Here is a 25,068-nt window from a genome sequence, read left to right as displayed (position 1 = left end):
CGCGGATGAGCGATAGTTTCCCCAAGCGGCAGGCGCGGACCCGGCGGTTCACGCTCGGCGCGCCGCGTGGCTTCACGATCTCGCCCGACGGTGCACGCGTGGTGTTCCTGCGCAGCCGATCCGGCCTCGACCCGGTCAACTGCCTGTGGTCTCTCAACGTCGCGACCGGCGCGGAAACCCTGATCGCAGACCCCCGGGCCGTCGCCGACCCCGACGAGGAGCTCCCCGCCGAGGAGCGGGCCCGGCGGGAACGGAGCCGCGAACAGGCCGGGGGCGTCGTCGCCTACGCCGTCGACCGGGGCGCCGGCACCGCCGCGTTCGCCCTCTCCGGCTTCGCCTACCAGGCCGACCTCACGCTCGGCGCGGTCCGGCGCCTGAACACCCCCGCCGGGGTGATCGACCCGCGGCCCGACCCGACCGGCTCCGCCGTCGCCTACGTCTGCCAGGGCTCGCTCCGCGTCTACCACCTCGCCACCGACGAGGACCGGGCCCTCGCGGTACCCGAGAGCCCCACGGTCGCCTACGGTCTCGCCGACTTCATCGCGGCCGAGGAACTGCACCGGCACCGCGGCTTCTGGTGGTCCCCCGACGGCGACTCGATCCTGGTCGCCCGGGTGGACGAGGAGCCGGTCCGGCGGTGGTTCATCGCCGACCCCGCCAACCCGGACCGACCCCCGGCGGAGCAGCGCTACCCTGCGGCCGGGACGCCCAACGCCCGGGTCGAGCTCTTCGTCCTCGGCCTGGACGGCTCCCGGACCCCGGTGCCCTTCGACGACGAATACCTGGCCGACGTCTCCTGGACCGCGCACGGCCTGCTGCTCGTCACGGCCCCCCGCGACCAGCGCACCCTGCGCATCCTGCGCGCCGACCCCGCCACGGGCGAAACCGAGCAGCTCCACGCCGACACCGATCCCACCTGGGTGGAGGTGCCCTCCGGCGTCCCCGCCCACCTGGACGACGGTCGGCTGGTCTGGCTGGCCGACGTCGAGGACGGCCGCCGTTTGATGATCGACGGCGTGCCCGTCACCCCGCCTTCCCTGCAGGTCCGCGAGGTCTGCTCGGTGGACGGCGACACCGTGCTGTTCCGGGCGAGCACCGAGCCGACGGAGATCAACCTGTGGACCTGGTCCGCCGGGACCCTGTCGATGGTCAGCCCGCAGACGGCCGGGGTGTACCAGGGCTGGCGGGCGGGCGGCACCACGGTGATCAGCGCCCAGACGCTCGACACCGAGGGGGCCGCCGTGCGGGTGCTCGGCGGACCGGTGATCCCCTCCTACGCCGAACGGCCCGGCCTCGACCTGCGGATCGAGCTCATCCAGGCCGGTGAGCGACGGCTGCGCACCGCCGTACTCCTCCCGTCCTGGCACTCCTCCGGCAAGCTTCCCGTCCTGCTCGACCCCTACGCCGGGCCGCACGTGCAGCGGGTCCTCGCCGCGCAGGGGGGCTTCCAGACCAGCCAGTGGCTCGCCGACCAGGGGTTCGCGGTGGTCGTCGTGGACGGCCGCGGCACGCCGGGCCGGGGCCGGGCCTTCGACCGGGCCGTCCACGGGGACCTCGCGGCGCCCGTCCTGGAAGACCAGATCGACGCCCTGCACGACGCGGCGGGCCGTTACCCCGACCTCGACCTGGACCGGGTGGCGATCCGCGGCTGGTCCTTCGGCGGATACCTCGCCGCGCTGGCCGTCCTGCGCCGCCCCGACGTCTTCCACGCGGCGATCGCCGGGGCCCCGGTCACCGACTGGGAGCTCTACGACACCGCCTACACCGAGCGCTACCTGGGGCTGCCGAGCGAGGGCAGGTACGCCGCGTCCTCCCTCCTGCCCGACGCGGAGAAGCTGTCCCGTCCGCTCCTGCTCATCCACGGGCTCGCCGACGACAACGTCGTCGCCGCGCACACGCTCCGGCTCTCCTCCGCGCTGCTGGCGGCCGGCCGATCGCACACCGTGCTCCCGCTCTCCGGCGTGACCCACATGACGCCGCAGGAATCCGTCGCGGAAAACCTGCTGCTGTTCCAGGTGGACTTCCTCCGCGGGGCGTTCGGTGCCTGATCCGCTCCGGCCGCTGCTGCACGCGCTGCGGCACTCGCGGGTCCGGAGCCGGGCCCGCGCGGAGGCCGCACGGCTGCGCGGTACGGGCGACGCCGACGCGCTCCTCCTGGCGGAGGTCGTGGAGCGGGGCGTCCGGCCGGAGCTCTCCGCGGGCGAACGGCGCTGGGTGGAGCTGATCGAGGCGGAGCGGAGGCGGCTGAGCGCCTCCACGGAGACCGTCACCGGGCCCGGGCAGGCCGACACCTCGGTCGCCCGGATCACCCGGAACGCCTCCCAGCCGTGGCGCAGCGCCATGATCCTTTACGGCGCGGTGCGCGCGTTCCGGCCTGAGGTGTGCGTGGAGATGGGCACCTGTGTGGGGATCTCGGCCGCGTACCAGGCCGCGGCGCTGGCCGACAACGGGGCGGGCCGGCTCGTCACCCTGGAGGGGTACGAGGGCCTGGCCGCCCAGGCCAGGAAGGTCTTCGCCAACCTCGGGCTGGCGAACGCCGAGGTCCGGGTGGGGCGGTTCGCCGCCACCCTCGCCCCGGCGCTCGCCGAGGAGCCGATCGACTACGCCTACGTGGACGGCCACCACCACGAGGACGCCACGGTCGCGTACTACGAGCTGATCCGCGCCCACCTCCGGCCGAAGGCGCTGCTCGTCTTCGACGACATCGACTACTCGGCCGGGATGGGCCGGGCGTGGGAGCGGATCAGGTCAGACTCCGCCGTGCTCGCCCACGCCCACCTGGGACGTCTCGCGTTCGCCCTGGTCCGGGGCGGCTGAGGCGGCCTTGCCGGTTCGAGCGGGGGCTCCCCCGTGCCAGCTCCGCCAGAGCGCCGCATAGGCGCCGTCGGCGGCGACCAGCCGATCGTGGGAGCCCAGCTCGGCGATGCGCCCGTCCTCCACCACCGCGACCCGGTCGGCGTCGTGCGCGGTGTGCAGGCGGTGCGCGATGGCGATCACGGTCCGGCCCTGCAGGACCGCGGCGAGGGAGCGCTCCAGGTGCCGCGCCGCACGCGGGTCCAGCAGGGAGGTCGCCTCGTCCAGCACGAGGGTGCTCGGGTCGCTGAGGACGAGCCGGGCCAGCGCGAGCTGCTGGGCCTGCGCGGGGGAGAGCGCCTGGCCGCCGGAACCCACCTGGGTCTCCAGGCCGTCCGGCAGCGCCGCCACCCAGTCCCAGGCGTCGACGGCTTCGAGCGCCGCCCGGACCCGTTCCGGCCCGGCCTCCTGAGCGGCGATCACCATGTTGTCCATCAGCGTCCCCCGGAACACGTGGTGCTCCTGGGTGACCAGGGCGACGTGCCGACGGAGCTCGTCCGGCGACAGGTCGGTCATGGGCACGCCCCCGACGGTGACCGAGCCGGTCCGCGGTCCGTCGATGCCCGCCAGGAGCCGGCCGAGGGTGGACTTGCCCGCCCCGGAGGGACCGACCATGGCCAGGCGCTCCCCCGGGGTGACGGTGAGCGAGACCCCGTGCAGGACGTCCCGCCCCTCCCGGTAGGCGTACCGGACCCGGTCGGCCTTGATCGTTTCTCCCGCCGGAACGGGTCCGTCCACCGCCGCCGGCGCGGACGACACCGTGGCGACGCCGAGCAGCCGCGCGAGTGAGGCGCCGCCCACCTGGAGTTCGTCCATCCAGGAGAGCAGCCGGTCCAGCGGGTCGATGAGCTGCTGGACGTAGAGGACGGCCGCGGTGACCTGGGCGATGGTGACGAGCCCGTTGAGGTGGAACAGCCCGCCGAAGAGCAGGGTCGCCACCACCGGGACCACGTAGCCGATCTCGGCCAGCGGGAACCAGACGGTCCGCAGGAACAGGGTGTAGCGCTCGGCCGCCCAGGACCCGGCGATGTCGGTGTCGGTACGGCGGTGGCGGCGCTCGGCGAGGCGGAGCGCCTCCACGGTCCTGGCGCCGTCCACGGTCTCGGCGAGTCCCTCGGTCATCTCGGCGTAGCTCGCGTTCTCCCGGAGGTACCCCGCCGGGGCGCGCTTGAGATACCAGCGGGTCGAGATCCACAGGATCGGCACCGCGATCAGCGAGGGAAGCATCAGGAGTGGGCCGACCAGCAGCAGCGCGCCGACGGTGAAGAGGCTGCCGACGATCGCGATCAAGGTCTCGGGTACGGCGTGCCGCACGGTCCTGGAGAGCGCGTCGACGTCCCGGGAGGTCCGGGTGACCAGGTCACCGTGGCCGGCCCGCTCGACCGTGGCGAGCGGGAGCGCGAGCACCCGGTCCACGAACTCCTCCCGCAGCTCGGCGAGGACCATCTCCCCCAGCTTGGAGGACGCGTAGACGGCGAATCTGATCAGCACCGCCTGTACCACGACGAACCCCCCGATGAGGAGGGCCACCAGGTTGACGTCGATTCCGGTGCCCCGCTGCACGGCCTGCACCAGGTCGCCGAGGAGCCAGGGCGCGGCCAGTCCCGCGACGGCCGCGAGCCCGTGCAGACCGACCGCGAGGCCGAGGGCACGGGGGTGTCTCAGCGTGAGCCGCCGGGCGTAGGCCCGTACCTGCGCCTGGTCGGCGACCGGCAGAATCTCGCGGCTCATCGGCCCTCCCCCCGACCGGGCGGGGCGAACGGGCAAGCGAAGGACGCCATCAGTCTTCCCCTCGGGTGACGGTGGAGTGGTAGCCGGGGTCGGTTTCGAGGAGCTCCCGGTGGCCGCCCTCCGCCCGGACCGTACCGCCGTCCACGTAGACCACGTGGTCGGCCTGGTCGAGGACGAGCGGGCTGGTGGTGCAGACCAGCGTGGTACGGCCCGCTCGGGCCGCGCCCAGCCGGGCGGCGATCCGCGCCTCGGTGTGCGCGTCCACGGCACTGGTCGGCTCGACCAGGATCAGCACCTCCGGGTCGGCGAGGAGGGCCCGGACCAGCCGCAGCCGCTGCTGCTGGCCGCCGGAGAACTCCCGGCCGGCCTCGGCGATGTGCTGATCGAGCCCGTCGGGGAGGGCCTCCACGACGTCCTCCGCGCAGGCGGCCCGGAGCGCCCGGCCGATCTCGGCCTGGTCCGCGGTTCCGTCGACGCCCTGGAGTTCGTCGCGGAGCGTGCCGGTGAAGAGCCGCGCCTCGTTGTCGGCGACGAGGATTCGCCGGCGGACCTCGGCGAGCGGCAGGTCGCGCAGGCGCACGCCGCCGTAGGTGACCTCCGACTCGGCGTACCTGCCGAGCCGCTCGACGATCCCGACGGCCTCCTCGGGGACGGCCGCGGCGAGCGCGGTCAGCCGTCCGGGCCGCAGGACCAGCCCCGAGACCGGGTCGGCGAGTTCACCGCCGGCCGGGGGCGCTCCGCCGGCCGGCGCCTCGTCGACGATCTCCGGTTGGATCCGGAGGATGCCCACCACGCGACGGGCGGAGACGTGCGCCTTGGTGAGCTTGTCGGCGGCCTCGGTGAGGGTGCGGAGCGGGGCGATCAGGAAGACCGCGTAGCCGTAGAACGTCACCAGCTGGCCGGCGGTGATCTCCCCCGCCAGCGCGCTCCGGGCGCCGAGCCAGGTGATGAAGGCGATGAGCAGGCCGGGCAGGAGGATCTGGGCGCCCTCCAGGATCGACTCGACCCCGGCCACCCGCAGGCCCGCCCGCCGTACCCGCTGTGACTCGACCCGGTACTTCTGGGCGAACACCTGCTCGCCGCCGATGCCCCGCAGGACGCGCAGGCCCTCCACGATGTCCCCGGCCCGGGTGGCGAGCTCGGCCTGAAGATCGCGGTGGCGGTGCTGCCGCCGGTGGAGCGGGACGAGCAGCGGGCCGACGGCCAGGGCCATCAGCGGTACCCCGATCAGCACGAGCAGCCCCAGCCGGAGCGAGGTGTCGATCATGATGAAGGTGACGGTGCCGATGGCGACGATCGCCCCCGAGCCCCGGGCGATGATGTCCATCCCGTCGCCGATGTGGGCGATGTCGGAGCTGCCGACGCTGATCACCTCTCCGGTGGAGAGGCGTTTGGGCAGCGTCGCGCCGAGCCCGGTGGCCTTGCGGGCGGTGACCTGGACCGTGCGGTACGCCGCGGAGAGCCAGTTGAACACGGCGAACCGATGCCGGACGATACCGGCGCCGGCCTGGGTGAGGCCGAGGCCGAGCAGGATCGCCGACCAGTACAGCAGGGCCTTTGGGTCCTTCAGGGTGATTCCGGCGTCGATCGCCTTGCCGAGCACGGCGGGGACGAAGGCCTGGCCGAGCCACCACAGGGTTGCGAAGGTGACTCCGCCGGCGATCGTCAGGGCTTGAGCTCTGGTGAGCCATAAGAGGTAGCGGAGTGGTCCACGGGCGTCAGGGGTACCGGGATCGGCGACAGGCAGCTGGAGCATAGCCAGCCAAGATTAGACACACCCGCCCATGGCCCGGCAAATGAATTATCGCTATTGATCTGACAGCCCTCTGACAGATCACGAAATATCAAATCAAGTCGGAAATGACTCATAGGTGGAGCGGGTCAAGCCACCGCTCCACCTCCATCGTCCCAGGTCAGTCGCCTGTGGCGGCCAACCCCAGATAATCGGCGTTCATCCGGGCGATCGTCGCAAGCGGAATTCCCTTGGGGCAGACCGCCGTGCACTCGCCGATGTTCGTGCACCCGCCGAAGCCGAGCTCGTCCGCCGTCTCCACCATGGCCCGGGCCCGCCGGGCCCGCTCGGGCTGACCCTGCGGCAGCAGCCCCAGATGGGTGATCTTGGCTGCGGTGAAGAGCGAGGCGGACCCGTTCGGGCAGGCCGCGACACACGCGCCGCAGCCGATGCAGGTGGCCGCGTCGAACGCGGTGTCCGCGCTCGCCTTGGGCACCGGTACGGCGTGCGCGTCGGGGGCCGAGCCCGTCGGAACCGAGACGTAGCCGCCCGCCTCGATGATCCGGTCGAAGGCGGACCGGTCGACCACCAGGTCCTTCACCACGGGGAACGGCGCCGCCCGCCACGGCTCGATGACGATCGTGTCCCCGTCCTTGAAGTGGCGCATGTGCAGCTGGCAGGTGGTGGTGGCCCGCTGCTCGCCGTGCGGGACGCCGTTGATGACCAGCCCGCACATGCCGCAGATGCCCTCACGGCAGTCGTGGTCGAACGCGATGGGGTCGTCCCCGTCGAGAATGAGCCGCTCGTTGAGGACGTCCAGCATCTCGAGAAATGACATATCCGGCGATATTTCTTTAACCCGATATGTCGTGAGATGTCCGCGAGATGTGGCGTTCTTCTGCCGCCATACCTTCAGGGTTAGATTCACTTGTACGACCTCTGGCTGGGTTTGACGTACTCGAAGGTCAGATGCTCTCGATGGAGAACCGGCCGGTCCCCGGTGTACTCCCAGGCGGCCACATAGGAGAAGGTCTCGTCGTCCCTGAGCGCCTCACCGTCGGGCGTCTGGGACTCCCCGCGGAAATGCCCGCCGCAGGACTCGGTGCGATGCAGGGCGTCGATGCACATCAGCTCGGCCAGCTCGAAGAAGTCGGCGATCCGGCCCGCCTTCTCCAGCTGCTGATTGAGCTCCTCGCTCTCCCCGGAAACCAGCACATCGCGCCAGAACTCCTCCCGCAGCGCCTGGATCAGCCCGACCGCCTTCCGCAGCCCCGCGTCGGTCCGCTCCATCCCGCAGTAGTCCCACATGATCCGGCCGAGCTCCCGGTGGAAGGAGTCGGGGGTCCGGGAACCGTTCACGGCCAGCAGCTTGGCGACCCTGGTCCGTACCGCCTCGGCGGCGTCGGCGACCTCGGGGTGGGCGTCGTCGAGGGGTTCGAACGGCCCGGCCGCCAGATAGTCGCCGATGGTGTTCGGCAGGACGAAGTAGCCGTCGGCCAGGCCCTGCATGAGCGCCGAGGCGCCGAGCCGGTTCGCCCCGTGGTCGGAGAAGTTCGCCTCGCCGATGACGAAGAGGCCCGGGATCGTGGCCTGCAGGTCGTAGTCCACCCAGAGCCCGCCCATGGTGTAGTGGACCGCCGGGTAGATCCGCATCGGCGTCTCGAACGGGTCCTCGCCGGTGATCCGCTCATACATCTCGAAGAGGTTGCCGTACTTGGCGGCGACGGCGTCCCGGCCCAGGCGCGCGATGGCGTCGGCGAAGTCGAGGTAGACGCCGAGCCCGCCCGGTCCCACCCCGCGGCCCTCGTCGCAGACGTTCTTGGCCGCACGGGAGGCGATGTCCCTGGGCACCAGGTTGCCGAAGGACGGGTAGATCCGCTCCAGGTAGTAGTCCCGCTCCGCCTCGGGGATGTCGGCGGGCGCGCGGGTGTCCCCCCCGGTCAACGGCACCCACACCCGGCCGTCGTTGCGCAGCGACTCCGACATCAGGGTGAGCTTGGACTGGTGGTCGCCGCTCACCGGGATGCAGGTCGGGTGGATCTGGGTGTAGCAGGGGTTGGCGAAGAGCGCACCCTTGCGATGCGCCCGCCAGATGGCGGTGACGTTGCAGCCCTTGGCGTTGGTGGAGAGGAAGAAGACGTTCCCGTACCCGCCCGAGGCGAGCACCACCGCGTCGGCGAAGTGGTTGCGGACCTCCCCGGTGACCAGGTCACGGGTGACGACGCCCCGCGCGCGGCCGTCCACGAGGATCAGGTCGAGCATCTCGGTGCGCGGATGCATCTCGATCTTGCCCGCCTGGATCTGCCGGGCCATCGCCTGATAGGCGCCGAGCAGGAGCTGCTGACCGGTCTGCCCCCGTGCGTAGAAGGTCCGCGAGACCTGGGCCCCGCCGAAGGACCTGGTGTCCAGGAGCCCCCCGTACTCCCGGGCGAACGGCACGCCCTGGGCCACGCACTGGTCGATGATCTCCACGCTGACCTGGGCGAGCCGGTAGACGTTGGACTCCCGGGAACGGAAGTCGCCACCCTTGACGGTGTCGTAGAAGAGCCGGTGGACGCTGTCGCCGTCCCCCCGGTAGTTCTTGGCCGCGTTGATCCCGCCCTGGGCGGCGATGGAGTGCGCCCGCCGCGGCGAGTCCTGGTAGCAGAACGACTTGACGTCGTAGCCGAGCTCGGCGAGGGTCGCGGCGGCGCTGCCTCCGGCGAGCCCGGTGCCCACGACGATCACGGTGAGCTTGCGCTTGTTGGCCGGGTTGACCAATTTGGCGGCGAACCGGCGGTTGTCCCAGCGCTCGGCGATCACGCCGTCCGGGGCTTTCCCATCCTCGATGGGTGCGCCTGTTCGATAGAACTCGGTACTCATTTCACCACTCCGACGAGGACACCGACCGGCGCGAGCAGGAAACCGGCCACCAGGACGACGGCGAACCCCGTCGCGAAGAGCTTGATCGGCCGCTCCCGCGCGGTGCCGCCCCGCCCGAGGGACTGCGCCGCGCTCCACACCCCGTGCCGCAGATGCAGACCGAGCAGGAGCAGCGGTACGGCGTACGCGACCACGAGGTACCACCGCTGGAAGTCGGCCACGAGCCGGGTGTAGGGGTCCGCCGCGGTACCCGCCGGGTTGGCCACCCCGACGGTGAGGTCGAGGATGTGGTAGACGACGAACGCGGCGATGATCACGCCACCCCAGCGCATGGTCCGCGAGGCGTAGCTCTGCTGGACCCGGCGCTTCACGTGGTACTTGACGGGACGTGCCCGTTTCGCCTGCACGGTGAGCTGGACCGCCGCGGTGATGTGCAGGGCGAGGATCACCAGCAGCCCGATCCGCTGAATCCACAGGAACCCGCTCGGTGGAAGCATCGGCTCGCCGACGGTCCGGAGCCAGGCCGCGTAGTCGTTGAACGAGTCCCGCCCGGCGAACACCTTGAGGTTGCCGATCATGTGCAGGACGAGGAAGCCGATCATCAGGGCGCCGGTGACCGCCATGACGGCCTTTTTCCCGACGGCACCGCGATACCGCGTGGTGGCGCGGGAACCCTTGGTGGCCGTCGTCCGCTCCGTCCTGGCGCGGCCGGCCCCCTGATCGGGCGCTTGGACGGGCGCGGTGGCCGCACCCCGATCGATCATCAATGTCACATCAAATTAAGTTATGTCCGAGTTTAGCTGGGAGACAAAGTCATGATGCGACTGGTTTCCATAGCCATACGCTATGAAGCGTGCAACTACAGCAACTCACCTACTTCGTCGCCGTCGCAGATGCGAGGCATTTCACACAGGCGGCGGAGCGGGCCGGGGTCACCCAGCCCTCCCTGAGCAAGCAGATCAAGACCCTGGAACAGGAACTCGGCGCCCCGCTGTTCAGCCGGGCCCGGGGCAACGTCACGCTCACCGCCGCCGGGGAGGCCCTGCTCCCGCTCGCCCGGCGCATCCTCGCCGACGCCGAGACCGCCCGGCGCGAAGTCGCCGAACTCGCCGGACTCCGCCGCGGCCGGGTCCGCCTCGGCGCCACCCCCTCGCTCTGCGCCGGACTGCTCGCCGACACCCTCGCCCGGTTCCACGGGGAGTACCCGGGGATCGACCTGCTGGTCGAGGAGAGCGGCTCGCGCGACCTCGTCCGGGACCTGGCCCGCGGGCAGCTCGACCTGGCGTTGATCATCCTCCCGCTGCACGGGGGCGACCCCGCGCTGGTCACCGAGGCGATCCTGCGGGAGAGCCTGGTGGTCGCCGCCCCCGCGAGCGAACCCGGGCTGACCAGGGGCAAGTCGTACATGCGCATCGAAGACCTGCGCCGGCGTCCCCTGGCGATGTTCCGGCGCGGGTACGACCTGCGGGAGGCCACCCTGGCCGCCTGCCGGAAAGCCGGTTTCGAACCCCGGTTCGCCGTCGAGGGCGGGGAGATGGACGCGGTGCTCCGCTTCGTCGAAGCCGGGCTCGGCGTCGCGGTCGTCCCGAGCATGGTCCTGCAGAGCCGCCCCCTCCTGCGGGGCACCCCGCTCGCCCCGCCCGGCCTGCGCCGGACGATCGCCATCGCCCGTCGGCCCGACGTGGAGCCCACCCACGCGGCCCGCGCCTTCCGGACCTGCCTGCTCACCTTCCTCGCCGAAGCCGCCGAACGGAAGAGCCTTCCCCACGGCGTCGAACTGATCGGCCGGACCCCCCGCTAGCTTCGGCGGATCCGGTACGGCTTCGCGCCGCGAACCGCCGTGCCGTACCCGCCCATGATCGTTGCGCTGTCCGCACCCCCCAAGGTGCACAGACCACAACGATCACACAGCCCCGGACCGGACCAGCAACTTGAAACACCGGTCCCCGTGATCATTGCGCTGTACGCACCCCACCGGGTGCACACACCACAACGATCAGGCCTGTCCCGGCCACCGGCACCTCGGTGACCTGCTCGCGAGAACGCTCCGCCGCGACCGGTCGAAGGGCGCGGCCCCGCGAAACGGCGACCGCAGGTCCCGTACGGCTCGCGCCGCGGACGCCGTACCGGACACGCCTTGAACAAAAGAGGCTAGATCGACCAGACCTGGAAGGTCGGGCCGTCGCCGGGGAGCTCCAGCGTGTCGCCGAGCAGCTTCGCGGCCGCGCCGCCGTATAGGTTGCGCGGGCTGAACCGGGCCAGGGTGCCCGGGAGCCGAACCCCTTCGTGCGCCGCCCGGGAGGCCAGGATCAACAGCCGGTCCTCGGCGTTCTCCCGCAGGTAGGCCAGGGCCTCACCCCCGGTGTGCAGCCACCGCAGGCCACCGCCCTGCAGGGCCGGCTGCGTCCGGCGGAGGGTGATCAGGTCGCGGTAGACCTCGTAGACGGGTCCGCCCGTCGCCCCCCAGGGCATGGGGGTGCGGGAATGCTCGCCGTTCTCCCCCTCCAAGCCGAGTTCGTCGCCCATGAACACCATCGGGGTCCCCGGATAGGTGAACAGCAGACCGGCGGCGACCGCGACGTGGTCGGCCGAGCCGAGGATCGTCCGGATCCGGGGGGTGTCGTGCGAACCGAGCAGGTTCACGCTCGCCGAGCTCACCGACCAGGGGACCGCCGCGGCGAACGCCCGCATCGTGCCCACCGCCTCGGTCGCCGTGCTCTGCCGCAGCGGCAGCGGCATGCCCGGGAAGACCGGGCCGACACGGCGCCGGGTGAGCCAGGACCACACCGGCCTGGCGAAGCCGGAGTAGTTCATCGTCGCGTGCCAGCCGTCGCCCGGCATGTCGGCGGTGTAGTCGTGGAAGTGCTCCGCCAGCAGGAACGTGTCGGGCGGCATGTGCGCCCGGATCATGCGGGCGATCTCCTGGTTGTAGTCGTCGTCGCCGCACCGGCCGCTCATGTTGGCGACGTCGATGCGCCAGCCGTCCAGACCGTACGGCGGGCGCAGCCACTTGCCGACCACGGCGAGCATCTCGGTGCGCAGCGCGGCCGACCCCCAGTTGAACTTGGGGAGGGTGGGCACGCCGAGCCAGCTCACGTAGTCCTCGGGATGGGACCGGAAGTAGTAGTAACCGGCCTGCTCGCTGGTGGGGTCGGCCACCGCGCGACGGAACCAGTCGTGGGTGTCGCCCGAGTGGTTGGTGGTGAGGTCCCCGATGACCCGCATGCCCCGGCGATGCGCTTGCGCGGTGAGGAGACCGAGCGCCCGGTCGCCCCCGAGGAGCGGGTCGACCTCGTGGAACGAGGACGCGTTGTAGCGGTGGTTGGACTCGGCGGGGAAGACCGGGGTCAGATAGAGCACATCGGCGCCGAGCCGCTGGACGTAGTCGAGGCGTTCGGCGATCCCGTACAGGTCGCCGCCGTAGAACTGGAGCGGGCAGTCGGGACCGCGGCCGATCACCGGGTCGTCCCACGCGGCCGGTACGGCCCAGGGCGGGCTCTGCTCGGGTGCCCGGGCCGACCTGGCGAATCGATCCGGAAATATCTGATAAATCAGGCCGGTTCGGATCCAGTCGGGGGGTGGGGAGAAAGTGGTGACCCGGAAATCGGTGGCGTCGGGAATATCGTGCTCGGCGATTCCTGCGGCATGCAGCCATACCCGGCCCATGCCACCCCGGTCGATGAGAAAACGGTAGTTCGTCACCGGATTGCCGATCCGCAGATCGGCCCGCCACCAGAAGTCGTGGGCGTCCCTGCGGTCGAGGACCGCCGGGGTGTACGCGGATTCACCGTCGGTCACCGAGCGGAGGTGGACCGAGGTCGCCAGATAGGTCCGCGGCAGCCGGACGAAGACCGGGATCACGTCTCCCGGCGAGGGATTCTGCTCGGGAAGATGGAGTTCGGAGCCGTCGTGGTGCGGCCGACCCGCGGCCGTCCGGATATCCGCGGTCATCGCCTCTCCTCACCACCGGACCTGGCGTCGCGGGGCCGAACGTCATCGAACATCGCTGCGTATTTCCGAAAACCAGAGCACGAAAAGGTAACCGACCCACTCCTGCACGACAGATCCCATTAAAGGGGGAGAACTTAAACAATAAGACACTAGAAACCCCCCGGTGGGGAAGACGTCCGGGTAACGGAGAGTCTTCCGGCAATCGGGCGGCGAGCCACTAAGGCGAGTGGCTGATTGTGAGTGTTTTACGGAATGACATCGCCCACGGGAAACTCCCGGTCCGGCGGGACGGCCCGGACCGAAGGCCGGGACCCGGCGAAAATGTGATCGATCTGATGCGACACCGGGCGCGAGGGCGGCCCCCGGCCGGTCCGCGACACCCTCAACGGAGCCGGTAATGCACCTCTGACCTGCTAGTTCAATTAGAATCAGAGGACATGCCAGACGGCTTCGCCGACCGGCCCCACCGGCACTCGCGCACACCGGGACAACGGGCCCCTCGGCGACACGTGACAACAATCACACAGCGGCTGCGGAACAACCGGTGACCCTTGTCACATCGAGGGTTTGCACCTGTCGTACCGTAGTCCCCTAACACGCGCACCGGACCGGTTGTTTGGCGCGGAAAACTAAGGCGATGCGCGCGAGGAGCGCATTCGTCCCGGGCCCACGTGACTCGCAGGGCCCGGCGGGAGGTGGAGAGGTCTCCGATGACCCAGACAGCGGCTGAGCGGCCGGTCAATGAACCGACCCCCAGAAGGCAACGAGCCGACATCAAGGCCAGAACGCTCAGAACAGATCGATGGTGGCTGAACCCGGCGCTGACCTTCGCCGCGCTCATGTCCTTCCTCGTCTACGGCTTTTGGGCGATTTTCGATCAAAGCTACTTCGCCGACCCGTACATCGCGCCGTTCTCGGCGCCGTGTCTGGCGACGAGCTGTCCCGAGGGGGCGCGATTCCTCGGACTCGCCCCGTTCGGCGACTGGTACACGCTTCCACCCGGGCTGCTCATCCTGGGGCTGCCCGCGGGCTTCCGGCTCACCTGCTACTACTACCGGAAGTCGTACTACCGCTCGTTCTGGCTGTCGCCTCCGGCCTGCGGGGTCGGCGAGCCCCACAAGAAGTACTCCGGCGAGACCCGTTTCCCGCTGATCATGCAGAACGTGCACCGGTACTTCTTCTACGGCGCCATTCTGATCGGTCTCATCCTTACCTATGACGCGGTCCTGGCATTCCGCGACAAGGACGGGAACTGGGGACATGTCGGGCTCGGGGCGATCATTCTGCTGGTCAACGCCATTCTGATCATGGCTTACACGATCTCCTGCCACTCCTGCCGGCACATCACCGCAGGACGCCTGAACCACTTCTCGCGGCACCCGCTGCGGTACAAGATGTGGACCTTCGTGTCCAAGCTCAACGCGAAGCACCAGCAGCTGGCGTGGGTCTCGATGTTCTCCGTCATGATCGCCGACCTCTACGTCCGGCTGGTCGCCAAGGGCATCATCGCCTTCCCCTTCGCCTAACAGGATCGTTAAGGAACCACAGTGGACATCGAACGTCACGAATACGACGTCGTGGTCATCGGAGCAGGCGGGGCCGGGCTCCGAGCGGCGATCGAAGCCCGGCAGCAGGGCAAGCGGACCGCGATCGTGTGCAAGTCTCTGTTCGGCAAGGCCCACACGGTCATGGCGGAAGGCGGCGCCGCCGCGGCCATGGGCAACGTCAACCCGTCGGACAACTGGAAGGTTCACTTCCGCGACACCATGCGCGGCGGGAAGTTCCTGAACAACTGGCGGATGGCCGAGCTGCACGCCCAGGAATCCCCCGACCGGGTCTGGGAACTGGAAGCCTGGGGCGCCCTCTTCGACCGCACCAAAGACGGCAAGATCAGCCAGCGCAACTTCGGCGGTCACGAGTACCCGCGCCTCGCCCACGTCGGCGACCGGACCGGGCTGGAGCTGATCCGGACCCTCCAGCAGCGCGTCGTCGCCCTCCAGCAGGAGGACGAGAAGCTGCACGGCGACCCCGAGGCGTACATCAAGGTCTTCGCCGAGTGCACGATCACCCGGCTGCTCAAGGACGACAGCCCCGGGCACGGCCCGCACGGAGCCATCGCCGGCGCGTTCGGCTACTGGCGGGAGAACGGCAGGTTCATCCGATTCGACGCCCCGGCCGTGGTCCTGGCCACCGGCGGAATCGGCAAGTCCTACACCGTCACCTCCAACTCCTGGGAGTACACCGGGGACGGCCACGCCCTCGCCCTGCTCGCGGGCGCCAGCCTGATCAACATGGAGTTCATCCAGTTCCACCCCACCGGCATGGTCTGGCCGCCGTCGGTCCGGGGGATCCTGGTCACCGAATCGGTCCGGGGTGACGGAGGCGTCCTGCGCAACTCCGCCGGCGAGCGCTTCATGTTCAACTACATCCCCGACGTGTTCAAGGACAAGTACGCCACCACCGAGGAGGAGGGCGACCGCTGGTACACCGACCAGGCCAACAACCGCCGTCCCCCCGAGCTGCTCCCCCGGGACGAGGTCGCCCGGGCGATCAACTCCGAGGTGAAGGCGGGCCGCGGCTCGCCCCAGGGCGGTGTCTTCCTGGACGTCTCCACCCGGCTCCCGGCCGCCGAGATCGTCAAGCGCCTTCCGTCGATGCACCACCAGTTCAAGGAGCTGGCCGACGTCGACATCACCAAGGAGCCGATGCAGGTCGGCCCGACCTGCCACTACATCATGGGCGGCGTCGAGGTCGACCCCGACACCCAGGCCTCGTCCGTACCCGGCCTGTTCGCCGCGGGTGAGGTCGGCGGCGGGCTGCACGGATCCAACCGGCTCGGCGGCAACTCCCTCTCCGACCTGCTGGTGTTCGGCCGGCGGGCCGGACTCGGCGCCGCCTCGTACGTCGACGGCCTGAGCGACCGGCCGGAGGCCGCCGCGGGCGACCTGCGCGCCGCCGAAGCGGAGGCGCTGGCCCCGCTGGACCGGACCGGCGGGGAGAACCCCTACACCGTCCACCACGAGCTCCAGCAGTCCATGAACTCCCTGGTCGGGATCATCCGGAAGGCCGAGGAGATCACCGAGGCGCTGGAGGTCATCGAGAAACTCAAGCACCGGGCCGCGAACGCCGGATCGCCCGGCACCCGGATCTACAACCCGGGCTGGCACCTCGCCCTCGACCTGCGCAACATGCTCCTCGTCTCCGAGTGCGTGGCCAAGGCCGCGCTGCTCCGCGAGGAGAGCCGGGGCGGGCACACCCGGGACGACTACCCCGGCATGTCCTCGGACTGGCGGCGCAAGCTCCTGGTCTGCTCACTCGACGACGCGGGCGCCGTGGAGATCGAGGAGCAGGTCCAGCTCCCGCTCAGGCCCGACCTGCGCGATCTCTTCGACCTCGCCGAGCTGGAAAAGTACTACACCGAGGCCGAGCTGGCCGAGGGCGGCGCCACGACCGTGAAGGAGGCCTGATGGGCTACAAGGCGAAGTTCCGCGTCTGGCGCGGGGAGGCCGGCGAAGGTGCCCTGGAGGACTTCGTCGTCGAGGTGAACGAGGGCGAAGTGGTCCTCGACGTGATCCACCGGCTGCAGGCGACCCAGGCGCCCGACCTGGCGGTCCGCTGGAACTGCAAGGCCGGCAAGTGCGGCTCCTGCTCGATGGAGATCAACGGAAAGCCCCGTCTGGGCTGCATGGCACGGATGTCCACGTTCACCGAGGAAGAGACGATCACCGTCACGCCCATGCGGACCTTCCCCGTGATCAAGGACCTGGTCACGGACGTGTCCTTCAACTACGAGAAGGCGCGGGAGATCCCCTCGTTCACCCCGCCCAAGGGTGTGGCGCCCGGCGAGTACCGGATGCAGCAGGTCGACGTGGAACGCTCACAGGAGTTCCGCAAGTGCATCGAGTGCTTCATGTGCAACAACGTCTGCCACGTCATCCGGGACCACGAGGAGAACAAGCAGGCGTTCGCGGGACCGCGCTTCCTCATGCGAATCGCCGAGCTCGACATGCACCCCTACGACGTCGAGGACCGGCAGAACTCCGCCCAGGACGAGCACGGCCTGGGCTACTGCAACATCACCAAGTGCTGCACCGAGGTCTGCCCCGAGCACATCAAGATCACCGATAACGCGCTCATCCCCATGAAGGAGCGCGTCGTCGACCGCCGCTACGACCCACTCGTCTGGCTCGGCAACAAAATCTTCCGCCGAACCAAGGAGAAGACCCCGAAAGCCTGAACCGGCGAAGGCCCGCCCCGATGAGGGGCGGGCCTTCGTGCATGAGAGGGGGGGTGAGAAAGCCCGGACCTGCTCACCGCCTTAAGGAACCCACCCTCAAAAGCCTGTATTTTCTGACATCGACCGCAACGGTTCGTGCCGGATAAAGAGCATCCGGCACGAACCGTTGCGCGCATTCTCGCACCGCAAAGTACGCGGCGCGAGAAGTGCGGACGTAGCGTGTCCGACTCTAGGATCCAGCCGTGGTTACAACCCTGGCCCCGGGAACCGCCTAAGAAACCTCGCGCCTACGAGGTGGGCGCTCCGGGGGTCTGGGGTGGGGGCTGCTGGGGTGGGTAGCCGGGCATGACCATGCCGGGCGGGAACTGCACCGGGTACGGCATGGTGGGCATGCCCGGGTAGACCATGCCGGGCACGGGGTAGGCGGCCGGGGGCATCGGCATGGGCATGGGAGCCGGGTAGGTCATGCCGGTCGGGTACATCGGATAGCCGGCCGGGTAGGCTCCCGCGGCCCCGGGGTAGACGGGGTTCTGCGGGTACACCGCGGTCGTGTCGGCCGCCTCGGTGGGATACGTCGCGGTCTGGTCCGCGCCCCGGCGATGCTTGCTGGGCCGCCGCGGCCCGGCGATCCGGATCGCGGCCGCGAACGCCTTCGGCCGGAGCTTGCTGTCCACGAAGTACAGGCAGACGATGACGAAGATCGCGATCGCCAGGGCGGACCAGGCCATCCGGCCGGTCAGCCAGATGTCGCTCATGCCGTTCGGGTGGTCGGCGTTGCGGAGCACCACCGGCTGGGAGGACGGCTCGGGCGCCGTCGGCGTCGGCGTCAGCTCGGGGACGACCACTCCGGGGGTCGTGCCCGGGGTCGACGGGCTGGACACCACCGGTGTGGACTCGCCCGGGGTCGAGCCCGGCGGGGTGGCGTCGCCGGCTCCGGTCGGGGTCGTCGCCGGCGGGGTGTAGGCGGGCAGATTGGGGGTCGTCGCGGGCTCACTCGACCGGGGGGCCGGAGTGGTCGTGGTCCGCTTGGGCGGCTTGGACGTCGCCGGGTTCGTGGGCAGCGGAGCCTCGGTGATCTTCGGCTCCACGGTCTTCGTCCGGGTGACGGTGGGGGTCGGCGCGGTAACCGTGACCTTCGGCCCGCTGGCGGTGACCGTGACGGTCGCCCCGGCTTGAAGCGTCTGCCCGCTTCCGGTCGCGCCGAAGGCCGAAGCCGCCACCACGGTGCCCAGTGCGGACAGCATGAGTGTGCCTACGAGGGCAAACACCGCCTTGGAACGTCCCCGATCGGCCACCACAGTCCTCCGCCACTGCCCGCAGGCGCTCGGCTCCCCGCTCCCACTGACCGGATTCGGGGGTTTCACCCACCCGATCCGCTATGTCGTGGAGTCAATAGCGACATCCTAGGCGAGGAAAAGTAACGGCAAAGTCTGATATCCAATACAAAGCCGAGGACTTTGGCAGCGGGCCAGATCTACTCGGACACGGGGACCTGTCGCTTGAGCGTCCTGCGCCGGTGCATCCGCAGCTGTACGGCGAGCAGGACCAGCAGGACCAGGATCGCGCCGACGACGGCGGGCAGGCTCCGCACCCCGGTCAGCCGCATCGGCTCGATCAGCGTGGTCACCCCGCCTTCCCCCGCGCCTTCGACGGTGGGCAGCGTCCCCGGACCCGCCGGTGGGGCCGGCGGCGGTGGCGGCACCGGGGGCAACCCCACCCGGGCCTCCGGGACCGAGGCGGCTCCCCCGACCGGGGGCCGTGCCATGGCCGGGACTGGCCCGGTGCCCCCGGGTGTGGACGGAATCTGAATCGGTGCGGTGACCGGCACCGGCCGGGGCAGCGCCGGGGCCCGCCTGGGGGTTCGGCCGACGCCCACCTCGCGGTGACCTCGCCCGCCCGACCCGGGGGCACCGGCCCGTGGCGCCCTCCGCTGCCGGGGAACCGTCCGCGGGTGTTCCTCTACGTCGGCCGCGATCGAGGAACCCGGACCGGCGAGCCCGGTCTGCTTGGCCGGTGCGGCGCCCTCGGCCGGTCGGGTCTGATGCAGCTGGACGTACGGCTCCGCGGCCGGCCCGGACGGCTCACCCGTGGCCTGCTGCCCGAACGCGGTGAGCGTCGCCGACGAGGCCGGGGGCACCGGACCGGACATCGCCGTCCCGATCGGGGAGACGGTCCCGACCACGACGGTGCTCACCGACCGGGTGCCGAGCGGCCCGAGCGCAGGCGACTCCACCGAGGCGGTCAGGGTGACCGCGTCGTTGAGCGAGGTCTCCACCGGGACGACCAGCTTGACGTCGAAGCCCTCTTCCACGTCGGCCCGGCCGATCGGGCAGCGGGCCTCTCCGTCGGTGAACCGGACGGTCTGCTGCCCGCAGCCGACGGTGCCGGTCGAGGTGCGCGGCTCCGCCTCGACGACCAGGAAGGCCCCGGCGGCGACCTGCCGGCCGGCGATGACCCTGATCCGGTAGAGCATCTCGTCCCCGGCCCGGACCAGACCGTTGTGCGGCCCGTCGTCGGCCTTGTCGAACGGCGGCAACCCGTCGGAGACCACGTCCAGCGCCATGCTCACCGGCGCGCCCGCCTCCGGCCGCGAGAGCGGCGAGGGGGTCGGCGAGATCTCGACCGCGGGCGGCTCGCTCCAGGGGACGGTGAAGCCCTCGGCTCCGAGCGCCGACGCGGTGGAGGCACCCCCACTCGTGATGAGCACGCCGACGCTCACCACAGCCATCGTGCGCGCACGGAATCGCCTCACGACGCGCCCCCCGTTTCCCCCGATACGGTCGCCGCGGCCGGTCAGCCACGAGCAAGCACAAGTCAGACCGACAATACTCTCCGTGATCGCAGCATGACAACTCGTGGTCGCATATGGGTATCACAAAGAACCACATATCGGCCTTTGTCGGCACGGGGCACCCTCAGCTGAGAGCCACTCCGTCACCGGCGGTGGCCGACCGTGTCCGTACGAACGTCCACCGAGGTCACCCGGTACCGGCGACCTCGCGCCGAGCCGGCCCCCGGGCGAGGGTCAGTACCGGTCGACACCGCCGAGGCAGCTCCGTACGGATCCGACGATCGGCAGGTCCGCCGGGAGCCACGGCACGTCGTACAACTCCGACTCGGTCAGCCAGCGCAGCTCGCGGTGCTCCTTGGGCTGGGGGACGCCGGAGACGACCCTGGCGAGCCAGACCCGGAGCACCGCCGTATCGGTCAGGCGCCAGTCGCCGCCGACCCGCCCGTCGAGGACGATCTCCACGCCGAGCTCTTCGCGGCACTCCCGGACCAGGGCTTCCTCGTCACTCTCCCCGGGATCGACCTTTCCCCCGGGAAACTCCCAGCCCCCGGCGAGCTCGGACGGCTCGGCCCGCTGGGCCGCGAGCAGGCGACCTTCGGAGATGATGGCGGCACCCACGACGACGTTGTCCACGATCACCCATTAGAACATTCCGGCTACGCCTGTTCGAGGCGCCGCAACTGCTCCTTGACACTGGGATGGTCAAGCGGCCGGGTGAATCCCATCAAACTAGTCCGATTCGAGTAGGTGGTGATCTTGATCGGGCCGCAGAGCCGGCAGCGTGCCTCGATCATCTTGCCTTTGGCCACCACCATGCCCACATGGCCGGGATTGTTGGGTCCGGTCCCCGGCCCGGCGTTGAAGAAGACCAGGTCACCGGGTTGCTCGGAGCCTTCCGGGATGCGCACCCCGAAAGGCCACTGCACGAAGGTCGTCCTGGGGATCGACAGACCCACATCGCGGTAGGCCATGTAGATGATGCCGGAGCAGTCGAACCCTTCCGGTCCGGTACCGCCCCAGATGTACGGCTTACCCTGCTGGGCGAGCGCATACCGCAGGATCCCGCGGACCACGTTGTTCGGTGCGGCCTCGACCGAGTCCAGATCGCACTCGGGAGCGGCGTCGCGGGGCACCGGGACCGTCCCGTCCCCCGCGTACCTGCGGGCGATCTCCAGGACCTGGCGGACGTACCACATCGCGCGGTTGTAGACGAAGAGCGCCCGCTCCAGGTTCTCGGGGGCGCCGTTGCGCTTGAGCATCCGCGCGGCCCCGAGGATCGCGTCGGCGGGGTTGTAGACGTCCATCCAGCCGTCGCCGTCGCCGTCGGAGGCGTAGCCGTTGAACTTGCTCCCCTCCTTGATCCGGGGCTTCCCTCCCCACGTGCTGATCAGGAACTGCATGGGACCGGCGGCACCCGCGTGGTTGGTCCCGTCGCTCACCCCCGGCAGCCGGGAGCGGCCGTGATCGGTCTCCCGTTTGCCGACGGCGGCGAGGACGTTCCACTGCACGCCGATCTTGGCGCCGTGCCGCTTGTAGAGTTCCAGATAGTCCGCGGGGATGTCGCGCTGCGCCACCGTGGAGAGCGCCGCCTCGCCGGGCTTGTACTCCGTGCACAGGTCGGTCGTGCCGCCGAGCCCGCCGAGGAACGAGGGCACGGTCATCAGCATCGGGGCGATGATGAAGCTCATCAGCAGGAGACCGGCCGTACCGGCGACGATGACGATCCGGAACCTGGACATCAGTGGGGGTCTCCCTCCTGCCCCGCGTTCGCCTGCTGGATGTCGTGAACCTTCCAGTCCGCCCCCACCTGGGAGACCGTGATGGCGTACTCCTCGGTTCGCTGATCGGAGCCCGACTTCGCGGTGATCCGCTGGGTGATCCCCACCACGTAGACCACCGAACGCTCCTTGACGTCGCGGATCTCGCGGATCTCGGCCGACGCCTGGGAGACCACCTGATCCGCCCGGTTCTGCTCCAGCTCACCCGGGGACAGCACCCCCCGGGCCAGGATGCGGCCGAGATCGGGGGTGGTGAACACCGAGATCCGCCGCGCGTGGACGGCCGGGTCCTCGTCGTGGCGGTATCCCCCGTACGCCGTCGCGAACCGGTACGCGACATCGGCGGAGGCGGCGAACTCCTCCTTGGAGAGCGGCAGCAGCCGGTAGATGTCGAACGACTCGGCCGAAGGCGGTGGGCTCGGCGTCGCCGGGACCGGAGGCGGAGCCGGTGCCGTCCGGCCGACGTCTTGGACCGGCGGTACGGCGCCGTCGGACGACGTGCCGGTGGGAGGGGCGAGCACGGTCAGATAGACACCGATCGCGGCCAGCCCGAGCACGACGCAGATGAAGACCCACCTGCGTCTCCCCTCGGTCACCGGTACCCCTCTGCGCCGGGAGACCGGCCGACGGGGGATTGGCCCGGCGGCCGATCGTCGATCTCTCGGGAACGCACTGAACGCTAATCCTTCTCGCGGTTGGAGGGCCTCAGCCAGAACGGGGCGGACGGCTCACCGTCGTCGGCCTGACCGGAGCGGGGTCCGGGCAGCCAGAGCGGCGGGGGTTCGCTGCGCCGGGTACGGCTCGCGCGGTCGCCCTCCTCGCTCCGGCGCGGGCGCGGCGTGGGGTCCTGCTGGGGCCGTCGCGCCGGAGCCGACGGCCGGGAGCCGCCACCTGCGGACCCGCCGCCCGCGGAGCCTCCGCCGAACCAGCCGCCGCCCGTACGGGAGCCACCCCGGCCACCGCCGAACCAGCCGCCTCCGCCGGAACCTCCGGAACCGGAGCCGCCCGAGGACCGCGACGGAGCAGACGATCGGGAGCCGCCGCCGAACCAGCCGCCCGAGCCGCGGGGCCCGGGAGCCCCGCTCGGGGTCGACGGCACGCTCCCGGAGGGGGCGCCCGCCGCGGGCCGCGGCGGGGTCCCTCCGGAAGCCGCTCTGGGCGCGGGGGTTCCCCCGGAGGCCCTCGGCGGAGCCGCCGGAGCCGCGCCGGGCGCCGTACCGCCCCTGGTCAGCGGCGCGCCGCCGCGGGAGGCCACCGGCGGGGCGCCGGGGGTGCGAGCCGACGGCGTACGGCCGGACAGGTTGAGGGGCGGGGCCGAGCCGGCTCGGGAGACCGCGACGCCGCGTCCCCCGATCTGGCGGCGGCCGGGGGTGCCGGGCTCCGCGCCCGCCATGGGCGGTGCGGCCGCGCCGGCCTGGGCGTTCGCCGCGTCCTCGGGGCCGCCGCGAGCCCGGGCTGCACCCGCCGCGCTGATCGCCGCGCCGCTCGCCCCGACGACGGCCGCGGCCTGCAGGGCGGGTTCGGCCTTGCGCAGCCCCCAGCGGGCGACCCGGAACCCGGCCACGGGGGGCAGGACCGAGGCGGCGCGGGAGAGCGTCGGCGCGGACGTGGCCTCGCCGAGCACCCGGGTGGTGAAGTTGTGCCCGTCCATGGAGGAGAACAGGTGCTGGAACGGTCTTCGGTAGAAGAACACCGCGATGGTCAGCAGCGCGATGAACATGATCTGCATCCCCCACGGGAGCGGGGTGGAGATGATCAGCGCGTAGCCGTACACCAGAATGCCGAGCACGACGGCGAGCACCGCCTGTCTGAGCAACGTCCCCACCAGCATCTCCAGCCATCGCATGGCGATGATCCGCCCGGTGCCCGGGTGCACCCCGATGATCAGGAAGATCGGGGCGAGGATCAGCAGCATGAGGAAGCCGATCTTCAGCACGAGCAGGGAGACCGCCACGAGGAAGATGAGCAGCCCCGCCACCATCGCCGCGATGAACGCCCCGATCGCGATCCCGAGCCGGGAGGTCCAGTCCTTGCCCTGGAAGAGGAAGAAGATCGGGGTCCGCTCCAGCGGATCGGCGACCTCCTGTTCGAACCGCTCCTGATGCGCGCTCGCGCCCGGCTGCTGGTTCGCCGCCTGTTCCTCGCGGTCGACGGCCTGGATGTCGAGGAGTTTCTGCCCGAAGGTCTTGATCACCGGGGCGTTCGGGTCCGCGGTGCCGAAGACACCCATCAGCCACGGTTTGCAGACCAGGGTCGACCAGAGCGCGTCGGTGTTCTGATCCACCCCGCTCACCCCGGTCTTGCCGAACTCCGGCGTCGTGGCCGTCTCGCCCTTCGGGGGCAGGCAGGACGTCCCCTCCGCTCCGGGCAGCCCGGCCAGCGCCGAGTTGACGACCTCGCTCGTCTTGCTGGTGACCGTCGTCCCCAAGCCCGTGAAGTCACCGGGCCGGCTGAAGAACCAGACCGCCACCGACACGGCGAGCACCATCCAGATGACGCCCTCCGCCGTCGTCGTCGCCCGCTTGCGGATCAGTCCGTACCAGGCGAGCCAGATGGCGCCGAGGATGACGATGGGCCGCAGGAAGGGCCAGTACAGCGCGTCGGCGAGCCGGGTCACGATGTCGTCGACGACATCCTTGATCGTGTCGAGCGGCCCCTCGGTGGCCGCCGCCTCATAGGTCGTGATCGTCAGCCGGTCGACCGCCTTCGCCCAGGTGAAGATGGCGTTGGCCCAGGTGTTGCCGAGCACGGCGGCGACGTCCGAGCAGCCCAGCTGGTGGGTGTGCCAGAACAGCCCCTGCATGCCGTACCTGGCGTAGTTGGTGTTCGCCGGCTGCGGGGCGTTCGGATCCGCCGGGGTGCCGGTCGCCGGCGTCGTCGGCGGAGTCGCCCCGCCGGACGTGGCCGGCGCGTCCGGTACGGCCGCCGCGGCGCCCGCGGGGGCCGGAGCCTGGATCAGCCCGTCGATGGCGCCGCCGACCACCTCGGGGGCGAGGTCGGCGGAGAGATCGCAGATGGGCACCGCCGCCGTGGCCGTACTGAACGGCAGCGCGGCGGGAACGACGACGAACGTGCCGAGGAGCATCAAGAGAAAGGCGGACCAGCGAGTTCTCCTCCCGATCCGCCTCATTCG

18 protein-coding genes are annotated in these 25,068 nt (G+C 70.6%); 6 read left to right on the top strand and 12 right to left on the bottom strand.

The features are described from left to right. The first annotated feature begins 5 nt into the window (after nucleotides 1-5). Both RUR_RS14540 and RUR_RS14535 read left to right on the top strand, forming a co-directional pair. Complete coding sequence (locus RUR_RS14540) at nucleotides 6-2,048, top strand: S9 family peptidase (protein ID WP_283135546.1); 2,043 nt, start codon at nucleotides 6-8, stop codon at nucleotides 2,046-2,048. Further along, complete coding sequence (locus RUR_RS14535; RefSeq protein ID WP_283135545.1) at nucleotides 2,041-2,817, top strand: O-methyltransferase; 777 nt, start codon at nucleotides 2,041-2,043, stop codon at nucleotides 2,815-2,817. The genes RUR_RS14540 and RUR_RS14535 overlap by 8 nt, the downstream gene beginning before the upstream one ends. Here RUR_RS14535 and RUR_RS14530 read toward each other — a convergent pair. The 5 genes from RUR_RS14530 to RUR_RS14510 form a co-directional block, all read right to left on the bottom strand. Then, the gene (locus tag RUR_RS14530) at nucleotides 2,749-4,584 is read right to left on the bottom strand and encodes an ABC transporter ATP-binding protein (protein WP_283135544.1); all 1,836 of its coding nucleotides are present in this window, start codon (nucleotides 4,582-4,584) and stop codon (nucleotides 2,749-2,751) included. The genes RUR_RS14535 and RUR_RS14530 overlap by 69 nt on opposite strands. A gap of 49 nt (nucleotides 4,585-4,633) precedes the next feature. Then, nucleotides 4,634-6,340: an ABC transporter ATP-binding protein gene (locus RUR_RS14525; protein ID WP_283135543.1), complete on the bottom strand. Its 1,707-nt coding sequence runs from the start codon at nucleotides 6,338-6,340 to the stop codon at nucleotides 4,634-4,636. A gap of 157 nt (nucleotides 6,341-6,497) precedes the next feature. After that, on the bottom strand, nucleotides 6,498-7,244 hold the full coding sequence (locus RUR_RS14520; protein ID WP_283135542.1) for a succinate dehydrogenase/fumarate reductase iron-sulfur subunit: 747 nt from the start codon (nucleotides 7,242-7,244) through the stop codon (nucleotides 6,498-6,500). Next, nucleotides 7,241-9,178, bottom strand: a complete 1,938-nt coding sequence (locus RUR_RS14515; RefSeq protein ID WP_283135541.1) for a fumarate reductase/succinate dehydrogenase flavoprotein subunit — start codon at nucleotides 9,176-9,178, stop codon at nucleotides 7,241-7,243. The genes RUR_RS14520 and RUR_RS14515 overlap by 4 nt, the downstream gene beginning before the upstream one ends. Beyond that, complete coding sequence (locus tag RUR_RS14510; protein WP_283135714.1) at nucleotides 9,175-9,942, bottom strand: succinate dehydrogenase cytochrome b subunit; 768 nt, start codon at nucleotides 9,940-9,942, stop codon at nucleotides 9,175-9,177. Before RUR_RS14510 ends, RUR_RS14515 begins: the two co-directional genes overlap by 4 nt. 89 nt (nucleotides 9,943-10,031) lie before the next feature. Here RUR_RS14510 and RUR_RS14505 point away from each other — a divergent pair, with 89 nt between their 5' ends. Further along, nucleotides 10,032-10,979, top strand: a complete 948-nt coding sequence (locus tag RUR_RS14505; RefSeq protein WP_283135540.1) for a LysR family transcriptional regulator — start codon at nucleotides 10,032-10,034, stop codon at nucleotides 10,977-10,979. Between the two features lie 350 nt (nucleotides 10,980-11,329). Here RUR_RS14505 and RUR_RS14500 read toward each other — a convergent pair whose 3' ends face one another. After that, a complete protein-coding gene (locus RUR_RS14500) occupies nucleotides 11,330-13,129 on the bottom strand; it encodes a glycoside hydrolase family 13 protein (RefSeq protein ID WP_283135539.1) in 1,800 nt (599 codons plus the stop codon). Between the two features lie 710 nt (nucleotides 13,130-13,839). Here RUR_RS14500 and RUR_RS14495 point away from each other — a divergent pair. Genes RUR_RS14495 through RUR_RS14485 form a run of 3 tightly spaced genes read left to right on the top strand, consistent with a single transcriptional unit; the run spans nucleotide 13,840 to nucleotide 17,366 of the window. Continuing rightward, entirely contained in the window at nucleotides 13,840-14,655 is an 816-nt protein-coding gene (locus RUR_RS14495; RefSeq protein ID WP_283135538.1) for a hypothetical protein, read from the top strand. Nucleotides 14,656-14,676: 21 nt separating this feature from the next. Further along, nucleotides 14,677-16,596, top strand: coding sequence for a fumarate reductase/succinate dehydrogenase flavoprotein subunit (locus RUR_RS14490; protein WP_283135537.1), 1,920 nt, complete (start codon nucleotides 14,677-14,679; stop codon nucleotides 16,594-16,596). Continuing rightward, a complete protein-coding gene (locus RUR_RS14485; RefSeq protein WP_283135536.1) occupies nucleotides 16,596-17,366 on the top strand; it encodes a succinate dehydrogenase/fumarate reductase iron-sulfur subunit in 771 nt (256 codons plus the stop codon). The genes RUR_RS14490 and RUR_RS14485 overlap by 1 nt, the downstream gene beginning before the upstream one ends. 287 nt (nucleotides 17,367-17,653) lie before the next feature. Here RUR_RS14485 and RUR_RS14480 read toward each other — a convergent pair whose 3' ends face one another. From RUR_RS14480 to RUR_RS14455, 6 genes are all read right to left on the bottom strand, one after another. Next, nucleotides 17,654-18,610 carry a hypothetical protein gene (locus RUR_RS14480; protein WP_283135535.1) on the bottom strand — a complete coding sequence of 319 codons (957 nt, stop codon included), beginning with the start codon at nucleotides 18,608-18,610 and terminating at the stop codon, nucleotides 17,654-17,656. A gap of 230 nt (nucleotides 18,611-18,840) precedes the next feature. Beyond that, entirely contained in the window at nucleotides 18,841-20,085 is a 1,245-nt protein-coding gene (locus tag RUR_RS14475; protein WP_283135534.1) for a hypothetical protein, read from the bottom strand. 306 nt (nucleotides 20,086-20,391) lie between these two features. Further along, nucleotides 20,392-20,790 (bottom strand): (deoxy)nucleoside triphosphate pyrophosphohydrolase, encoded by a 399-nt coding sequence (locus RUR_RS14470; protein WP_283135533.1) that lies wholly within the window; start codon nucleotides 20,788-20,790, stop codon nucleotides 20,392-20,394. Between the two features lie 23 nt (nucleotides 20,791-20,813). Next, complete coding sequence (locus RUR_RS14465; RefSeq protein ID WP_283135532.1) at nucleotides 20,814-21,896, bottom strand: C40 family peptidase; 1,083 nt, start codon at nucleotides 21,894-21,896, stop codon at nucleotides 20,814-20,816. Next, nucleotides 21,896-22,531 carry a hypothetical protein gene (locus RUR_RS14460; protein WP_283135531.1) on the bottom strand — a complete coding sequence of 212 codons (636 nt, stop codon included), beginning with the start codon at nucleotides 22,529-22,531 and terminating at the stop codon, nucleotides 21,896-21,898. Before RUR_RS14460 ends, RUR_RS14465 begins: the two co-directional genes overlap by 1 nt. Nucleotides 22,532-22,614: 83 nt before the next feature. Continuing rightward, nucleotides 22,615-25,020, bottom strand: a complete 2,406-nt coding sequence (locus tag RUR_RS14455; RefSeq protein WP_283135530.1) for a type IV secretion system protein — start codon at nucleotides 25,018-25,020, stop codon at nucleotides 22,615-22,617. Nucleotides 25,021-25,068 lie beyond the last annotated feature (48 nt).

Source organism: Rhizohabitans arisaemae, assembly GCF_025996515.1.
Classification (GTDB): domain Bacteria; phylum Actinomycetota; class Actinomycetes; order Streptosporangiales; family Streptosporangiaceae; genus Rhizohabitans; species Rhizohabitans arisaemae.
The sequence above is the reverse complement of the archived record's forward strand: the minus strand, read 5'-3'. Positions and strand labels throughout refer to the sequence as shown.

What these genes read in the sequence shown, in the direction of transcription:
- RUR_RS14500 (WP_283135539.1), bottom strand. Translation starts at nt 13,129, where the DNA reads ATGACCGCGGATATCCGGACGGCCGCGGGTCGGCCGCACCACGACGGC.
- RUR_RS14485 (WP_283135536.1), top strand. Translation starts at nt 16,596, where the DNA reads ATGGGCTACAAGGCGAAGTTCCGCGTCTGGCGCGGGGAGGCCGGCGAA.
- RUR_RS14455 (WP_283135530.1), bottom strand. Translation starts at nt 25,020, where the DNA reads ATGCTCCTCGGCACGTTCGTCGTCGTTCCCGCCGCGCTGCCGTTCAGT.
- RUR_RS14465 (WP_283135532.1), bottom strand. Translation starts at nt 21,896, where the DNA reads ATGTCCAGGTTCCGGATCGTCATCGTCGCCGGTACGGCCGGTCTCCTG.
- RUR_RS14515 (WP_283135541.1), bottom strand. Translation starts at nt 9,178, where the DNA reads ATGAGTACCGAGTTCTATCGAACAGGCGCACCCATCGAGGATGGGAAA.
- RUR_RS14525 (WP_283135543.1), bottom strand. Translation starts at nt 6,340, where the DNA reads ATGCTCCAGCTGCCTGTCGCCGATCCCGGTACCCCTGACGCCCGTGGA.
- RUR_RS14480 (WP_283135535.1), bottom strand. Translation starts at nt 18,610, where the DNA reads ATGCTGTCCGCACTGGGCACCGTGGTGGCGGCTTCGGCCTTCGGCGCG.
- RUR_RS14540 (WP_283135546.1), top strand. Translation starts at nt 6, where the DNA reads ATGAGCGATAGTTTCCCCAAGCGGCAGGCGCGGACCCGGCGGTTCACG.
- RUR_RS14495 (WP_283135538.1), top strand. Translation starts at nt 13,840, where the DNA reads ATGACCCAGACAGCGGCTGAGCGGCCGGTCAATGAACCGACCCCCAGA.
- RUR_RS14530 (WP_283135544.1), bottom strand. Translation starts at nt 4,584, where the DNA reads ATGAGCCGCGAGATTCTGCCGGTCGCCGACCAGGCGCAGGTACGGGCC.
- RUR_RS14510 (WP_283135714.1), bottom strand. Translation starts at nt 9,942, where the DNA reads ATGATCGATCGGGGTGCGGCCACCGCGCCCGTCCAAGCGCCCGATCAG.